The sequence below is a fragment of the Butyrivibrio sp. NC3005 genome (genome assembly GCF_000424545.1).
Lineage (GTDB): Bacteria > Bacillota > Clostridia > Lachnospirales > Lachnospiraceae > Butyrivibrio.
The window spans coordinates 1-15,825 of sequence record NZ_AUKC01000032.1; the positions used below are offsets into that span (position 1 = coordinate 1).

Here is a 15,825-nt window from a genome sequence, read left to right on the forward strand (position 1 = left end):
TACGTTTATAATCAAGCGAAAGCGTGTCTGCGACGAAATATACAAACAGTAAAACGGACTATATAGAAACAATAAAGTATAGATTTTTGTCACTGCGTTCCAAAAACCACGCAAACTGGTCTTTTTGAAAATCTTTATACATGCAAATTCCAAAAAGAGATATCAGGATTAGGATTATAGTGAGAAATAAAGAAAAGTGCTTTTTCGTATAAAAAACCTCCGGTAAACCTTATATTGGATTACCGGAGGTAAAAAATTATTAAAGAAGCGGGTGATGGGAATCGAACCCACGTATCCAGCTTGGAAGGCTGGTGTTCTACCATTGAACTACACCCGCGAACAAATAAGAGTTTATCAGAGAAAATCTTATTTGTCAACAAAAAAACAAAATTTTTTTATTTTTTTGTATTATTCATCAAAAACAAGTGGATATAATATACCATTTATCATTCCAGAGAGGCGGTAGTAATATGGTTCAGCTTTATCCTCTGATTTATAATCTTCAGCTTTTTCTTTATTCTTTTCAAAGTTACTAAGATCTATATAGCTTTCGTTTGATGCAAGGACATTAAGATTAACGAATCCAAGAGAATTTCCGCCATAGAATCTTATTTTGTGAAGGTCTTTGCCATCAGTTTTGCAAGTAGTAATAGTTGCATCTGAAACGTCTTTTCCTTCAGAAGCAGAAAGTGTAAATGTTCCATAAGGTATTCCAAGAACAGAATATTTATTATCTTTGGATATACTTAAATCATCTGAAGCTACGAATTTAAAATCAATTGTGTACTGTTTATATGAAAGCTTTACATCATATCCATGGTCTTTGAAATAATCATAGGAAATTTTAAGCTTATCTTTTTCACCGACTTCGAAGACAACTCTTTTTATATTCTTGTCTGCATCGTCAGATATTTTCCATGTAAGATTCTTTTTTTCAAATTCTTTACTAAGTACACTGGCATCGTTTGCAAGCTTTTGGGCATCACCATTTGCAAGATCTTCGATAAATGAAGTTCCACCTTTGACATTAGTACCCAGCATTACAGAAGTCGGACGCATAATGGACTGTACGTATTCGCATGCTTCAGGGTTTTCATTAAGATACTTGCTCATATTTTTAATCATATTTTCAGCATCTTTGCCTGTTGGTGTGCAGACATAAGTTTTAACTTTTATTTTATTATCCTGATATATACCGCCTGTAAGTTCTTCATCCATAACAGTTACATTATCATTTGTAACTAGTGTGCTGAAACTCTTTAGTATACCGGTCAACCACTTGATAGACTGTGAAGATTTTTTTGCAAGTTCTAATTTTGAAGCAGAAGAGGATTTAAGAGTGCTATCATCTTTAGTTTGAGGAAAATAAACTCCCATTACTTTCAAAAGAGAATCAGTAGCAATTTCTTTGGTAGTTATATAGGAATCTTCAGGAGTATATGTATAAACTTCATCACCGTCTAATATCGATGTTAATTCGCTTTTCTTTTCATTGTTCTTATATCCTGTAACTTGAGTTTGAACTTCATTTTTTTCTGGATGATATTTTATTTCGAAATCTAAGCTTGAGTTTTTACAGTAATTCTTCCAGGATTCTTTTTCAAATTCAACGCTGACAATAGCAGATAAATCAACGCCTTTTTCAGGAACTTTTCCTGATAAAAGAGAAATAAGAAGATTGTCATTATAAGAATCGTCTGCATTTGAGAGTTCGTTTAAGGACGATTCCATCTGACTTTCGTATAAATCCATGAAATGTTCTTCATTGGAAGAGGTGTTTTTAGCTAGAGTATCTGTGTTTGTCTTTTTTTCACATCCTGTAGCGGATACAAGAAGAGTAGTACTAAGAAGAGTAGTAATTAATCTTTTGGAAAATGACATGTATTTTTTATGAAAAAGAGCTTTTTTGTGCATATATAATCCTTTCTTATGATATCGTAAGATTGATGCAAGAGAAACTTCCTGCATATATCAACTGGAAAATAGTAACTATATGTTATCATGAAAAAAATTAGAAAATAGTATTTATAAAATCCTGCGCGGAATAAGAATAACCTTGCAGGCGAGTGAACAATAACAGTGTATCATAGTTTAAAATCGTATAGATATTAAAGTGATGAAATGTATTATTTACAGGAATAAAAAATTAGAAACCGCATAATAACTATTTTAATTGGAGTCTATTGTAATTAATCATATAAGGTGTTATAGTGAATTTAAATCCTACTAATCACATAGGAAAAGAATGGAAAATTCATAGAAAGAAGGAAGACTTATGAATACTCATGAATTGCTTAAAATAGAAAATCTGTCAGTGAATGTAAGCGAGAAAGAAATTTTGAAAGGATTAAATTTGGAAGTGAATGAAGGCGAAGTTCACGTTCTTCTTGGACCAAACGGAGCAGGTAAATCAACACTTGGAAATGCTATTATGGGAAATCCAAGTTATGAGATTACAGATGGAAAGATTTTTTTCAATCAGAAGGACATTACAGATTTTAGTGCAGATAAGAGAGCAGCTGAGGGGTTATTTATGTCTTTCCAGAATCCAATAGAAGTTCCTGGAATAAGACTTGGAACTTTCATCAGAAATGCGATAAGTGCGCAGACAAAAAAACCTATTAAACTACTGGCTTATAAGAAAAAACTTGAAGAAGCCATGAAGATACTGGGAATGGATAATAATTTTGCAGATAGAGATTTAAATGTTGGTTTTTCAGGTGGTGAGAAGAAGAAGGCTGAGATTCTGCAACTTCTTATGTTATCTCCAAAACTTGCTATTTTGGATGAGACAGATTCCGGACTTGATGTAGATGCTGTAAGAACTGTATCTAAGGGTGTCAAAGAATATCAGAAGAGAGAAAATGGAGCTCTTATTATCATCACTCATAGCACCAGAATTTTGGAATCATTAAAGATTGATAAGGCACATATCCTTATAGGAGGAAGAATTGTTAAATCAGGCGGGCCTGAACTTGTTGAAGAAATTAACAACGAAGGTTTCGAAAAATATGAACAGGTAGTTGTTTGAGAATGTAGTAATAAGCAAATGCCTATTAAGTATTTAGGCTTAATGACAAAACAATTCAATAGAAATGGAGTTTTTCAAGTATGTTGGATGAATTAAAAGAGTCTTTGAGGGATTATGAAGCAAACTCTCTGTATGATTTTAAAGATGAAGAAAATGAAACAAATTTTTACAGAGAAAAAGAAGGCCTTACAAGGGATATAGTGGAAAAGATTTCCAGAGAAAAAGAAGATCCCGATTGGATGAGAGAATTCAGATTAAAATGCCTTGATATATACAATGAAATGAATATGCCAAACTGGGGACCAAGCATAGAAGGCCTTGACATAGATAAGATTTCCTCCTATGTACGTTCAAAATCTGATATGAAGAATAGGTGGGAAGATGTTCCTGATGATATCAAGAATACCTTTGAAAAGCTTGGAATTCCTGAAGCAGAGCGTAAGTCACTTGCAGGTGTTGGCGCTCAATATGATTCAGAACTTGTATATCACAATATAAAAGATGAAGTAGCAAGACAGGGTGTAATATATACGGATTTCGAAAGTGCTCTTAAGGGAGAATATGCGGATATGGTTAAAGAGCACTTTATGAAGCTGGTTCCCCCAACTAATCATAAATTCGCAGCTCTTCATGGCGCAGTATGGTCTGGAGGCTCATTTGTATATGTTCCAAAGAATGTCAAGGTTGAAATTCCTCTCCAGTCTTATTTCCGTCTAAATGCTGCTGGAGCAGGTCAATTTGAGCACACTCTGATTATTGTTGATGAGGGAGCAGACCTTCATTTTATTGAAGGCTGTTCAGCACCAAAATATAATGTTGCAAACCTTCATGCAGGTTGTGTAGAGCTTTTTGTTGGTAAAAATGCCAAGCTTAGATATTCAACAATTGAGAATTGGTCCAAAAATATGTACAACCTTAATACCAAGCGTGCAAGAGTTGAAGAAGGTGGAAGAATGGAATGGGTTTCAGGCTCATTTGGATCGCATGTGTCATACCTGTATCCTATGACTATTCTAAAAGGTGATAATTCTAGTATGGAATACACAGGAATTACATTTTCCGGCAAAGGTCAAAACCTTGATACAGGAGCCAAAGTACTCCATATAGGTGAAGGTTCTTCATCAATAATTAATACCAAATCTATAAGTAAAGATGGCGGAATTGGTACATTTAGAAGTAGTGTGACAGTTATGCCGTCAGCCAGAAAATCAAAGGTTTCTGTATCTTGTGATTCACTCATGTTAGATAGTATTTCAAGATCGGATACTATTCCCGGAATGGATATACGAACAAATGATTCTGACATAGGACACGAAGCTAAGATTGGAAAAATAAGCGATGAAGCGATTTTTTATCTGATGAGTAAAGGCATTAGTGAAGAAGATGCAAGAGCGATGATAGTATCAGGTTTTGCAAACTCCGTATCAAAAGAGCTTCCACTTGAGTATGCTGTAGAGATGAACAATCTGATAAAGCTGGAAATGTCAGGGAATATGTGAGGTTATTAGATGGCTGAATTGATAGTAAATGAGCTTCCTGTAAGGACTATAAACAAACTTTCGTTAAATGAAGAAAAATTGAATATAGAAGAAAAGAGTGTGGATAATACTCGTTATAACGATATAAAGATTGTCCATATGCCAAAGAGCGTAGAATGTATTAAGGAAATTTCAAATGATTGTGTTGTTACTATATTTGCCAAAATAAATGAGAAAATAAGTAAAAAAAACATTGAAGAGGAGATTCCTAATAATAGCAATCTAAGAAATTCTAATCAGGTTGTCAGAACCGGAATGGGAATTGATATTGATGAGTTTTTTGAAAAAAAAGCTATTAGAAGTCTTCTCATTAAAGCAAAAGAAAACCATTTAGAAAAAGATGTTGTAAGACTTAGTGCAAAGGCAGATGAATATGGAAATGTTTTGTCAAGACAGGTAATTATAGTACCTGATAATAGTAGTCTTACGGTTATTATGGACTATACTTCCGAAGATAACTTTAAAGGACTTGTAGGTATCAGTACACGTTTCTATGTTGGAAAAAATTCAGAGTTAACACTGATAAAAACTCAGCTTCTTGGTAACAAAACTCTTCATTTTGATGATGTTGGAGGAGTTGTTGACGATGACGGACATGTTCTGTTCAAACAGATAGAAATTGGTGGTCAGAAATCATATGTTGGTGTATACAACACTCTTTTGGGAGACAGATCAAAAAGTACCAATCAGACAGGTTATATAGTTGGAAAAGATGAAAAACTTGATTTTAACTATATAAGTGTTCAAAACGGCGAGAATACTGAATCAGATGCTGTTTACAGAGGAGTTCTTTTGGATAACGCAAGGAAGAACTGGAGAGGAACAATTGATTTTAGAAAAGGATCTAAAGACAGTATTGGTGATGAGAATGAAGATACACTTCTTTTGTCAGAAAATGTTGAGAATAGATCTATTCCTATAATTCTATGTAGCGAAGAAAAGGTTGACGGTCACCATGGCGCTACAATAGGACAATTATCTCAGGATATGCTCTTTTACATGCAGACAAGAGGACTTACTAAACAAGAAGCTGGAAAACTTCTTATAAAGGCAAGAATTGATAGTATAGTAAGAGATATTCCGGATGAAAAACTTGTAAAGGTTATAGAAAATAAGCTTGAAAATATCTTGTAATTGGCTTGTCATGGGCAGAGAGAGTCAATTATAAAATTACAAGAAAGTGATTTGGGTAGAGGCTATGGAAGAAAATATTTATCGAAAGGATTTTCCTTTTTTTAGTGATAATAAATACATATATTTGGATAATGCAGCTACAACTCAAAGGCCTAAAGTGGTATTGGATGCTATTTGTGATTTTTATAAAAAATCAAATGCAAATCCATTAAGAGGTTTATATGACCTTGGCATTGAGGCTACAAACAGATATGAACAGGCAAGAGAGAGAGTCGCAGAGTTTATTAATGCATCTGATAGTAGCGAAATTGTTTTTACAAGAAATACTTCAGAATCCATAAACCTTGTAGCATACAGCTATGGTCTTTCAAATCTCAAAGAAGGCGATGAAGTAGTAATAAGTGTTATGGAGCATCATAGTAATATTTTGCCCTGGCAGTTTGTTTGTAATAATACAAAGGCAAAGCTTATCTATTTAGAGCCTGATAAGAATGGAGTTATTTCCAGGAAAGAGTATGAAAGTAAGATAGGCAAAAAGACCAAAATAGTATCTATAGGGCATGTAAGCAATGTTCTTGGTGTTACAAATCCTGTTAAAGAAATTGCTTCTTATGCACATAAATTTGGAGCAGTTGTAGTAGTGGATGCTGCGCAGTCTGCGCCTCATAAAAAGATTGATGTTAGAGATTTGGATGCAGATTTTCTGGCTTTTTCCGGACATAAGCTTATGGCTCCAATGGGTATAGGAGTTCTTTATGGAAAGAAAAGTTTGTTAGAGCATATGCCACCATTTTTAAGAGGCGGTGAGATGATAGAGTATGTTACTAGAGATAGTGCGACGTTTGCAGAAGTTCCGCACAAGTTTGAAGCAGGAACTGTAAATGCAGAAGGAGCAGTAGGACTTGCAAAGGCTATTGATTATCTTGAAAGTGTTGGATTTGATACGATTGAAAATATCGAAAATGAATTAACTGCTTATTTAATGGACGGAATTAAAGATTTGAAGTATATTAATACATATGGTTCCATAAATCCCAGTGAACATAGCGGAATAGTAACTTTTACAATAGAAGGAGTTCATCCGCATGACATTGCATCTATCTTAAATGAAGATAATATATGTATAAGAGCGGGACATCATTGTGCTCAGCCTCTTATGCAGTTTTTGAAGGTCGGTTCGACAGCAAGAGCAAGTATATATTTTTATAATACGAAAAAAGAAATTGAGAAGTTAATCTATTCTCTTGCTAATGTCAGAAAGGTTATGGGTTATGGAGATTAAGCAGTTTTATCGTGAAATAGTTAATGAACACAATTTACATCCAATGCACAAGGGCAGAATGGAAGGTCCTGATTTAGTGCTTCGCGGAGTGAATCCTAGCTGCGGAGATGATATTATTCTTCAGTTGAAATTAAATGGAGAAATAATAGAAGATGCAATGTTTATAGGAACAGGATGCGCAATATCTCAGGCATCTGTTGATATGATGGCTGATCAGATTATTGGCAAGACTAAAGAAAAGGCATTGGAAATGGCTCAGGTATTCATGGGGATGATTAAAGGAAACATTACTGATGAAGCTGAACTTGAAGTTCTAGATGAGGCAGCAGCTCTTCAGGATGTAAGTCATATGCCTGCGCGTGTAAAATGTGCAGTACTTGGATGGCATACGATGCAGGAAATATTAAATAATCCTGAGAAGTCAGAAAAACTTTCCTGATTTTTATATGCACTCATGCCATCTTAAATAAAACAGGTGGGATGAGTGTAAAATGTCAGAATCAAATATTACTAAAAATGCTCTCGCAGCTTCTTTAAAAAAGTTAATGATAAAAAAGCCTTTTGATAAAATCAGTGTCTCTGATATATGTGAAGGCTGTGGAATGAATAGAAAGAGCTTTTATTATCATTTCAAAGACAAATACGATCTGGTTAACTGGATATTTTCTAATGATTTCCTTAGCAAAATGAATATTAAGTCCTATACAACAGGATGGGATGCCATAAGAGATGTATGTAACAGATTCTATGAAGATAGACAGTTTTATTTAAATGCATTTAGTATAGATGGGCAGAACTCATTTTATGACTATGTATTAGAATCTATTAGACCTCTTGTGGCTGGTTACGTAAGAACAATCTATGGAGACGAGGGTGTTCAGGATTTCTTTGTGACTTTTTTTTGCGATGCTTTCCTTTCTTCTATAATGAGATGGCTGTCTGAAGGTATGCAGATGGATTCTGAAGAATTCGTCGATAAGATGATTCAGGCCAGTGTAGGACTGGCAAAAGTTATAATAAGAGATGATGTACTTATGAAAAGACATAAGGAAGAAAAAGTGTTTAAAAAAAGTTAAAAAATTTATGGACAAAATCATATAAACGTCCCAAAATGCCCCATTGTACATAACTTGTCCGATTACTTTTGCATAAAAGACTTCTTATAATAAAAGTAAGGGAATAATACAAAATGTTATTGTGTTACCGTTTTTTTTGTAGCAGCAATAGTATTTTTTGATGGAGGCATTATTATGAAATCAGTAACTTACAGTATCTCTCATTCAATGCAGCGTAAGGCTTTTAGTGTTCTTATTGATAAATTTTTAAAAAATCTTGACAGTCAAGAGGACAGGACCAAAATTTACGTGAAACTAGTGGATGAAGCAGCTAAATTCTATGGGAAAAACGCAAGTGCTGAGAATATAGCAAAAGTGCGTGAATATGTGCAGAATCCAAACAATAGATGGATGCGCTTTATCAACAGAATCGTAGATGAAACAGATCCGCATTATGCTAAGATGATGCTTTTAAATCTTGGTTATGAAGCTTTTTTCCACGGAACAAAGACGATAAGAAAAAATAGAGAAAAGTATCACTGTAATATTCCGTGGCTTATTCTTTTTGATCCCACAATGGCATGCAATTTGAAATGTAAAGGTTGCTGGTCCGGAACATATGGACATAAGGCTTCTTTGTCTTTCGAAGAGATGGATAAAATCGTTTCTGAAGGAAAAGAACTCGGTGTTTATTTATATATGATGACAGGCGGAGAACCAACCGTTCGAATGAAAGATATTTTTAAACTGGCCCAAAAACACAATGACTGTTTCTTTGGATTGTATTCGAATTCTACTTTGATAAATGATGAAATGGCAGAGAAAGTCAGAGAACTCGGAAATATAACATTTATGTTGTCTATTGAAGGAACAGAGAAAACCAATGATGACAGAAGAGGTAATGGGCACTATCAGGCAGCCATGAATGCTATGGACTGTTTAAAGCGTCACGGAATAGTATTTGGTACATCAATTTGTTATACAAGAAGCAATATAGAAGCTGTAACAAGTGATGAGTTTTTCCATCTTCTCGAAGAAAAAGGGGCCAGATTTGGATTTTATTTCCATTATATGCCGGTAGGTACTAATGCAACGCCAGAACTTATGCCAACGGTTGAACAAAGAAGGATAATGATTGATAGGATAAGGCAAGTAAGAGGAGAAGATTCAGAAATTGAGTTTTATCCTATGGATTTTCAGAACGATGGTGAATTTGTAGGTGGATGCATAGCAGGAGGAAGAAATTATTTCCATATAAATTCAAATGGAGATGCTGAGCCATGCGTATTTATCCATTATTCAAATGCTAATATAAAGAATAGTTCAATACTTGAAATACTGCGTTCACCATTGTTTATGGCTTATTACAAGAATCAGCCGTTTAACAAAAATCATTTACGTCCATGCCCAATGCTAGAGAATCCTTCTTATCTAAGAAGGATGGTCAAGGAAACAGGAGCTCATCAGACAAACATGGAGTCACCAGAAGAAGTTGATCATCTTTGTGAAAAATGTGATGCATATTCAAAAGAGTGGGGAGTAGTAGCTGATGAAATTTGGAACAGTCGTCCTCATCATGTTAATAAATATGAATACTACTGCGATAAAGAAACAGAGAGTGTGGATATGAATGAACATGAAGTGGCATTTCATGGTTGATTCTAGTTTTGGTCTGGCACGGTTCTTTGTTTTCATAACAAAGATAAGAATCTATATTGGTGAAACGGGAATAATTCCATATATTTTATAGAGATAATGTACAACTGCACAGTAATACTTTCAAGTGTTATTGTGCAGTTGTCACAATATCAAAAAAAATAAAAAAAAGGGGTTGCAATATAAGTGTAATAAGAGTATAGTATTTCTTGTCGCGAGGCAAGGCACTCCGAACGATAAACAAAATAATAAATGGACCGCTAGCTCAGTTGGTAGAGCACCTGACTCTTAATCAGGTTGTCCAGGGTTCGAGACCCTGGCGGTCCACGCCGAGTACTGTTTTGTGGGCACATCCCATGGGGCGGTACTTTTTTTGTGCTGTTTTTACATACCATGATAATAAGTTTTGAAAACTTAGCTATTATCACAGGTAAAGTTGTTCATTAGTCTGGAGAATATATATGATTATTGATACACACGCTCACTATGATGATTCACAATATGATGAGGATAGAGATAGCCTTATAAAAAGTTTAATAAAAGAAGATGTTGGAATAGTAATAAACAGTGCTGCAGATTTAAAAGGGTGCAGGGATGCAATTAAACTTGCTCATACATATCCGTTTTTTTATGCTAATGTCGGAATACATCCTAGTGAAGTAGGCCTTATGACTGAGGATGCTATTAAAGAAATTAAAAAGCTTGCGGCAGATGAGAAAGTTGTTGCAATTGGAGAAATAGGGCTTGATTACTATTATGAAGATAATCCGGAAAGAGAAGTTCAAAAACACTGGTTCAGGAGACAGTTAGAACTGGCAGCAGAACTCAATATGAAAGTTGTTATTCATTCTAGAGATGCAGCAGCCGATACATTAGAGATGTTGAAAGAAGCATCAAAGCTTGGAGTTACTGGAGACGTTCACTGTTATTCCTATAGTGTGGAACAGGCTAGGGAATATGTTAAAATGGGTTATTATATAGGAGTAGGCGGTGCAGTAACTTTTAAGAACAGTAAGAAGTTAAAAGAAGTTGTTAAAGAAATCTCTATCGATAACATTATAATTGAAACTGACTGCCCTTACATGGCACCGGAACCAGTTAGAGGAACTCGCAACAATTCTGCAAATCTTAAGTATGTGGTGGCAAAGATTGCTGAATTAAAAAATATTACAGAGCAGGAAGTTTTAGAGATAACAGAGAAGAATGCAAGAGATTTATTTGGTATAAAGTAAGTTTCAAAAGGCGTTATTTCGCCGGAATGGATGGATATGGCATATTTAGGAAATGCAAGAGAAACAAAGAATATTATTGAAATGTTCCATTTGAGTGCTCAGAAGAAGTTCGGACAGAACTTTCTTATAGATGAGAGTGTATTGGAAGATATTGTTGGCGCATCTAATATTACAAAAGATGATTGTGTATTAGAAATTGGTCCTGGAATAGGAACTCTTTCACAGTATCTTGCTGAAAGCGCAGGACATCTTATAGCGGTGGAAATCGATACCAAACTTTTGCCTGTTTTAGATTATACTTTGAAAGATTATGATAATGTCACAGTAATAAATAGCGATATTATGGATGTTGACATTGCAGAACTTGCCGCAAAATACAATAATGGAAAGCCGTTAAAGGTTGCTGCAAATCTGCCTTATTACATTACTACGCCTATCATAATGAAACTTCTTCAGGCAGGAGCACCGATTGAGTCTATAACAGTTATGGTGCAGAAAGAAGTTGCAGACAGAATGCAGGAAGAGGAAGGTTCCAAGGAATATGGTGCACTTTCGCTTGCAGTTCAGTATTACGCAAAGCCAGAAATAATATGTGAAGTTTCGCCATCTTCATTTATTCCGCAGCCAGGAGTTGATTCTTCTGTTATATGCCTGAAAAGATACGAGAAGATGCCTGTAGAAGTTAAAGATGAACAGTTTTTCTTTCAGGTAGTAAGAGCTGCATTTTCTCAGAGAAGAAAGACCCTTGTTAATGGACTTTCTAATGCTAAAGATTTAGGAATATCTAAGGATACTGCAGGAAATGCTTTGGAAAAGATTGGAAAGAGCAGAACAGAGAGAGGTGAAAAGCTTTCTTTGGAGGATTTTGCAAAGCTTTCAGATATTTTGATTGAAGAAATAAAAAAATAGTTTTTCAAATGAGTCACTGCTTTTAGCGGCGACTTATTTTTTTACAAAAAAAATTTAAATAATAACGCTAATCTGTGCAATTTTCCCAAAAAAGAACAAGAAAATTTGGATTATTTTTTGACAATTTATATGGCATATGTTAGAATTTACCTAGATTATATCTAAAAAGATGGGCTTTTTTGCCCATGAGTAACTATTTTTATCAAAAATACGTTATTTTTTCGATAGCATCTTGTTGAAAACAATTGTTGAAGAGGGCAAAGTTTTGGATAAGTTTGAATATAAGATGCGGTCTGAAGAGATTAAGACATTAATCGCAAAGGGGAGGTATAGCGATGCAGTTAACGTAGCTGATTACATTGATTGGCGCAGAGTTAGAAATGTTGCCATGCTGTGTACTATCAGTGATTTATACAAAATTAATCGCCGCTATGAAGAGAGTAAGGAAATTCTTCTAATCGCCTATGATAGATACCCCGAAGGACGTGCAATTGTCTATTCACTATGCGAGCTTTCAATAAAGCTTGGTGAATTCGTGCAGGCCGTTGAGTATTATAAAGAATTTGTGCGTATTGCTCCAAGAGATACAGGACGCTATATTTTGCAATACCATCTCTACGAGGCTCAGGATGTAAGCCTTGAGGAGAGAATAGCTGTTCTCGAAGAGTTTAAAAAGCATGATTATAGAGAAAAATGGGCTTATGAGCTTGCATATTTATATCATCGAATCGGACTTACGACTGAATGTATAGAAGAAGTCGATGAAATGTTTTTATGGTTTGGCGAAGGAAAATATGTAACCAAAGCCCTTGAATTAAAAGCGCTCCATGAACCGCTATCGCCCGAACAGGAAGCACGTTATAAGCGATATAAGGCAAAGCAGGAAGGAACGAGCGAAAAAAGGAATCTTCGAAGGAAAAAAGAAGATGAAAGCAACAAAGAAGTAAGAATCAAAGAAAAGGTTGAAGAGGAAAGGATACAGGAACCCGAAGAAGAAAAGCAGCCTACCAAACCTTTCTATGGAAATGATCAAAATTTTCATCCAGAGGTGGAAACTGCAGCATTACAGGCGGGGATGCCAAGTAGAGAAGAGCTTGATCTGCAATACAATGTTCATCAGGATATAATGAATGTTCATTCCTCGATCGGTGCAGATGTTGAGCAGATTATGAAGTCTGACAAAGAAAATGAAAACATCTACAATGACGAGCAAGTCAGTGATACCAAAAACGATGTTGAATTGCAGGAAGTGTGGGTAAGAACCGATGCTCCTGAAAATCAGGCAGAAGAACGCGGAGGTATGATAAGACCTACACGAAGAGTTGGTATGCCGGCCGTTGATAGTAGCGGACATTTCGATGACATGCTTCGTCAGGAAACAGACGGTCAGATAAGTATGGTTGTTCCAGAGTCGAACTTAGATGAAGGTCAGATAACCGGCCAGATAAGTATTAGCGACATCATGGAGAAAATCAAAAAAGAACAGAAAAAGAACCAGGAAAAAGAAATATCAAATCTTGTTTCAAAGCGCTTGAAAGGTGTTTTTACGCAGTATGATGAAAATGTAAAATATGATCTTCAGAATCAGATGGAACGTCAGATAAATGAAGAGATAAAGCGCGAACGAAGAGAGAAACTTGATAAGATATCGGTTCCGTCAAAGCGTTCTGATAAGACGTTAGAGAATCCTCGCAAAGTCTTGTTTAACGATGAAAATGATGACGAAGAGATTCTTAATCTTGACGATGAAGAGAATTTCAGAAATGAAGAAGTTCAAGATGAAAAAGATGTAATAGAAGAACCAAAAGAAAAGCAAAATGAAAAAGACACTTCAAAAGCTGATTACAAAGAGCTCTTTGTAAAAGAGGATGAGGAAAAAGAGTTATCCAAAAGTGATTTATCAGTCGAAAAAGACCTTGAAGAATTAGAAGAACCAGAAAAGGATCAAAGTCTTACAGACAAAAATAAAGTAATCGCTAAAGAAATTGAAAAAACAAAAGATTCTGAAACAGACTTGGAAGTTGAAGAAATTGAAAAGTCATTAGAATCTATAGAAAAGGAAAATGTTGTAGAGGCAAAAGAAGAATTATTAAAACCTTCCAAAGAGCCTCATATGCATTTTAAAGAAAAAAGTCCTGAGATTAAATCTCAGAAAATAAATGCTTTTATTCCGGATAAAGATCATCCAAGACAGCCTCTAGAAAATAGAGAGAAATCTGATAGCGATGATGAGAATGCATCTGCAATTGATGATTTGTATGAAAATGAACCTTTAGAAAGAAGTTCGCAAAGACATCTTGGAACAAGAACTATTATGCCAGTGTCCTATGATCCTAGGGCAGAACGTGCAGGAGCAAGGCAGGAAGCATTAAAGGCTAAAGCTTATGAGGAGCTTAGGACAAAAGAAAAAGCAAAGGCAAGACTTTTGGCAGAACAAAGAGCAGCAATGAGAGCTGCCAGGGATACCATAGTGGAGCCGGATGAAGAAGCTGATGATCAAGGGAATGTTGATTTTATCGAAGATTTGTTCGAAGTAGCGGGAGACAATGAACTGGTAAAGGGCATTACAGAACTTGTGAATCAGAAAATACAGGAAATTAAGGAAGATTCTGTAGAGGAGTCAGAAGAGCCTGTAAATGACGGGGAAAAAGAATCCGAAGTGACAGATAGCAAGTTGGATTTAGAACAAGCTATAACATCTGAGGATTTGACAGGCAACAAGGAAGAAACACAGGAAGCTGAGAGCACAACAGAAGGACCTGATAAAGAAGAATCTGATGAACAGAAAAAAGATTTGGATGTATCTAAAGAAGTTGATAATGAAGAAGAAGCTAATGAAGATATAAAAAAAGAATCTTTGGAAAGTGATTCAGAAAAATCACAAGAAGCAGAAATTGATGATCAAACGGACCAAAAAGAACAGGAAGATATCGTAGCTAATGAGTCTGAATTAGATAAAGACAAAGAAGTATGCGAGACTGAATCTAAAGAAATTCCGCAAGAAGATGTGAAGGAAGAAGAAACGTCTCAAGTTCCTGAAGAAACATCCGTAGATACAGAAATTTCTGAAACAGAAAATGAGCAGCCATCTAACCAGATTGAAGATCCTGAATCTCAGAAAATGGCTACCAGAGTCCGTGCAATGACGCCGGAAGAAAAAGAGTTATTTGGACCTTACATTCATCATAGAAAGTCGCGAAAGCAGATAATTGAAGCCATTGACAGACTTAATCTTGCGCCTGGTACCAACAATGCAATTGTAACTGGCGAAGAGGGAACAGGTACTATAAATTTGGCAAAAGGATTAATCAAATCTGTTCAGGCGAACAACCCTAAGTTCAATGGAAAGGTTGCCAAAATAACAGCTCAATCGCTCAATATTAAGAGCGTATCTAGTATTATTCAAAAGCTTAGAGGTGGCGCTTTGATAATTCAAAGAGCTGCTGATATGAAAAAAGATACAGTTGAATCACTCATAAAAGCACTTAAAAATGATAAGTACGGCATCATAGTGGTTCTTGAAGATAATAGCAAAGATATGAACAGGCTGTTAAAGCGCCATAACATATTATATAAGTGTTTCAATGTAAGAGTTGATGTTGAAGCTTTAGATAACGAAACGCTTGTAGCTTATGCAAAGCAGTATGCTATGGAAAAAGAATATTCGATTGATAATCTTGGTGTTCTTGCACTTCATTCTAGAATTGAAAGTATGCAGACAATCGATCATGATGTTACAATCGAAGATGTTGAGAAGCTTGTTAATGAAGCAATTAAGAAAGTTTCCAAAAAAACTGTTGGTCATTTCTTTGACGTAGTCTTCAATAAACGATATGATGAAGAAGATATGATTGTTTTAACAGAAAAAGATTTTGAAGAATAATCATTTTTTTCTGAATAAAAGGGCAACTTACCCGGCTTATATTAGTCGGGTAAGAAATGCCAAAGTTCTAAAGTTAGTCTGTTACATCAAAAAAATCATTACATG

Annotated in this window: 11 protein-coding genes and 2 tRNA genes; 11 read left to right on the plus strand and 2 right to left on the minus strand. The window is 35.2% G+C overall.

Annotated elements, in window-relative coordinates:
* Positions 1-266: 266 nt before the first annotated feature.
* Both G634_RS0109530 and G634_RS0109535 read right to left on the minus strand, forming a co-directional pair.
* Positions 267-337: transfer RNA gene (locus G634_RS0109530), tRNA-Gly, on the minus strand.
* Positions 338-408: 71 nt separating this feature from the next.
* Complete coding sequence (locus tag G634_RS0109535) at positions 409-1,914, minus strand: hypothetical protein (protein ID WP_026505104.1); 1,506 nt, start codon at positions 1,912-1,914, stop codon at positions 409-411.
* Between the two features lie 361 nt (positions 1,915-2,275).
* Between G634_RS0109535 and sufC the strand changes: the two genes are divergently transcribed.
* The 11 genes from sufC to G634_RS0109590 all read left to right on the plus strand — a co-directional run bounded on the left by sufC (position 2,276) and on the right by G634_RS0109590 (position 15,720).
* Positions 2,276-3,031 (plus strand): Fe-S cluster assembly ATPase SufC, encoded by a 756-nt coding sequence (gene sufC / locus G634_RS0109540; RefSeq protein WP_026505105.1) that lies wholly within the window; start codon positions 2,276-2,278, stop codon positions 3,029-3,031.
* Positions 3,032-3,111: 80 nt separating this feature from the next.
* The gene (gene sufB, locus G634_RS0109545; RefSeq protein ID WP_035799561.1) at positions 3,112-4,530 is read left to right on the plus strand and encodes a Fe-S cluster assembly protein SufB; all 1,419 of its coding nucleotides are present in this window, start codon (positions 3,112-3,114) and stop codon (positions 4,528-4,530) included.
* 9 nt (positions 4,531-4,539) lie between these two features.
* On the plus strand, positions 4,540-5,703 hold the full coding sequence (locus G634_RS20335) for a SufB/SufD family protein (protein WP_026505107.1): 1,164 nt from the start codon (positions 4,540-4,542) through the stop codon (positions 5,701-5,703).
* Positions 5,704-5,767: 64 nt separating this feature from the next.
* Entirely contained in the window at positions 5,768-6,985 is a 1,218-nt protein-coding gene (locus tag G634_RS0109555; protein ID WP_026505108.1) for an aminotransferase class V-fold PLP-dependent enzyme, read from the plus strand.
* Positions 6,975-7,424 (plus strand): Fe-S cluster assembly sulfur transfer protein SufU, encoded by a 450-nt coding sequence (sufU, locus tag G634_RS0109560; protein WP_026505109.1) that lies wholly within the window; start codon positions 6,975-6,977, stop codon positions 7,422-7,424. The genes G634_RS0109555 and sufU overlap by 11 nt, the downstream gene beginning before the upstream one ends.
* Positions 7,425-7,476: 52 nt before the next feature.
* Entirely contained in the window at positions 7,477-8,061 is a 585-nt protein-coding gene (locus G634_RS18695) for a TetR/AcrR family transcriptional regulator C-terminal domain-containing protein (RefSeq protein ID WP_035799565.1), read from the plus strand.
* Between the two features lie 174 nt (positions 8,062-8,235).
* On the plus strand, positions 8,236-9,699 hold the full coding sequence (locus G634_RS0109570; RefSeq protein ID WP_026505110.1) for a radical SAM protein: 1,464 nt from the start codon (positions 8,236-8,238) through the stop codon (positions 9,697-9,699).
* Between the two features lie 251 nt (positions 9,700-9,950).
* Positions 9,951-10,023 (plus strand) — tRNA-Lys (locus tag G634_RS0109575).
* A gap of 134 nt (positions 10,024-10,157) precedes the next feature.
* Entirely contained in the window at positions 10,158-10,928 is a 771-nt protein-coding gene (locus tag G634_RS0109580) for a TatD family hydrolase (protein ID WP_026505111.1), read from the plus strand.
* Between the two features lie 36 nt (positions 10,929-10,964).
* Positions 10,965-11,837 (plus strand): 16S rRNA (adenine(1518)-N(6)/adenine(1519)-N(6))-dimethyltransferase RsmA, encoded by an 873-nt coding sequence (gene rsmA, locus G634_RS0109585; RefSeq protein ID WP_026505112.1) that lies wholly within the window; start codon positions 10,965-10,967, stop codon positions 11,835-11,837.
* A gap of 265 nt (positions 11,838-12,102) precedes the next feature.
* Positions 12,103-15,720: a hypothetical protein gene (locus G634_RS0109590; protein WP_026505113.1), complete on the plus strand. Its 3,618-nt coding sequence runs from the start codon at positions 12,103-12,105 to the stop codon at positions 15,718-15,720.
* The last annotated feature ends 105 nt before the right edge of the window (positions 15,721-15,825 follow it).

What these genes read in the sequence shown, in the direction of transcription:
- G634_RS0109570 (WP_026505110.1), top strand. Translation starts at nt 8,236, where the DNA reads ATGAAATCAGTAACTTACAGTATCTCTCATTCAATGCAGCGTAAGGCT.
- G634_RS0109555 (WP_026505108.1), top strand. Translation starts at nt 5,768, where the DNA reads ATGGAAGAAAATATTTATCGAAAGGATTTTCCTTTTTTTAGTGATAAT.
- G634_RS18695 (WP_035799565.1), top strand. Translation starts at nt 7,477, where the DNA reads ATGTCAGAATCAAATATTACTAAAAATGCTCTCGCAGCTTCTTTAAAA.
- sufU (WP_026505109.1), top strand. Translation starts at nt 6,975, where the DNA reads ATGGAGATTAAGCAGTTTTATCGTGAAATAGTTAATGAACACAATTTA.
- G634_RS0109580 (WP_026505111.1), top strand. Translation starts at nt 10,158, where the DNA reads ATGATTATTGATACACACGCTCACTATGATGATTCACAATATGATGAG.
- G634_RS0109535 (WP_026505104.1), bottom strand. Translation starts at nt 1,914, where the DNA reads ATGCACAAAAAAGCTCTTTTTCATAAAAAATACATGTCATTTTCCAAA.
- rsmA (WP_026505112.1), top strand. Translation starts at nt 10,965, where the DNA reads ATGGCATATTTAGGAAATGCAAGAGAAACAAAGAATATTATTGAAATG.
- sufC (WP_026505105.1), top strand. Translation starts at nt 2,276, where the DNA reads ATGAATACTCATGAATTGCTTAAAATAGAAAATCTGTCAGTGAATGTA.
- G634_RS20335 (WP_026505107.1), top strand. Translation starts at nt 4,540, where the DNA reads ATGGCTGAATTGATAGTAAATGAGCTTCCTGTAAGGACTATAAACAAA.
- sufB (WP_035799561.1), top strand. Translation starts at nt 3,112, where the DNA reads ATGTTGGATGAATTAAAAGAGTCTTTGAGGGATTATGAAGCAAACTCT.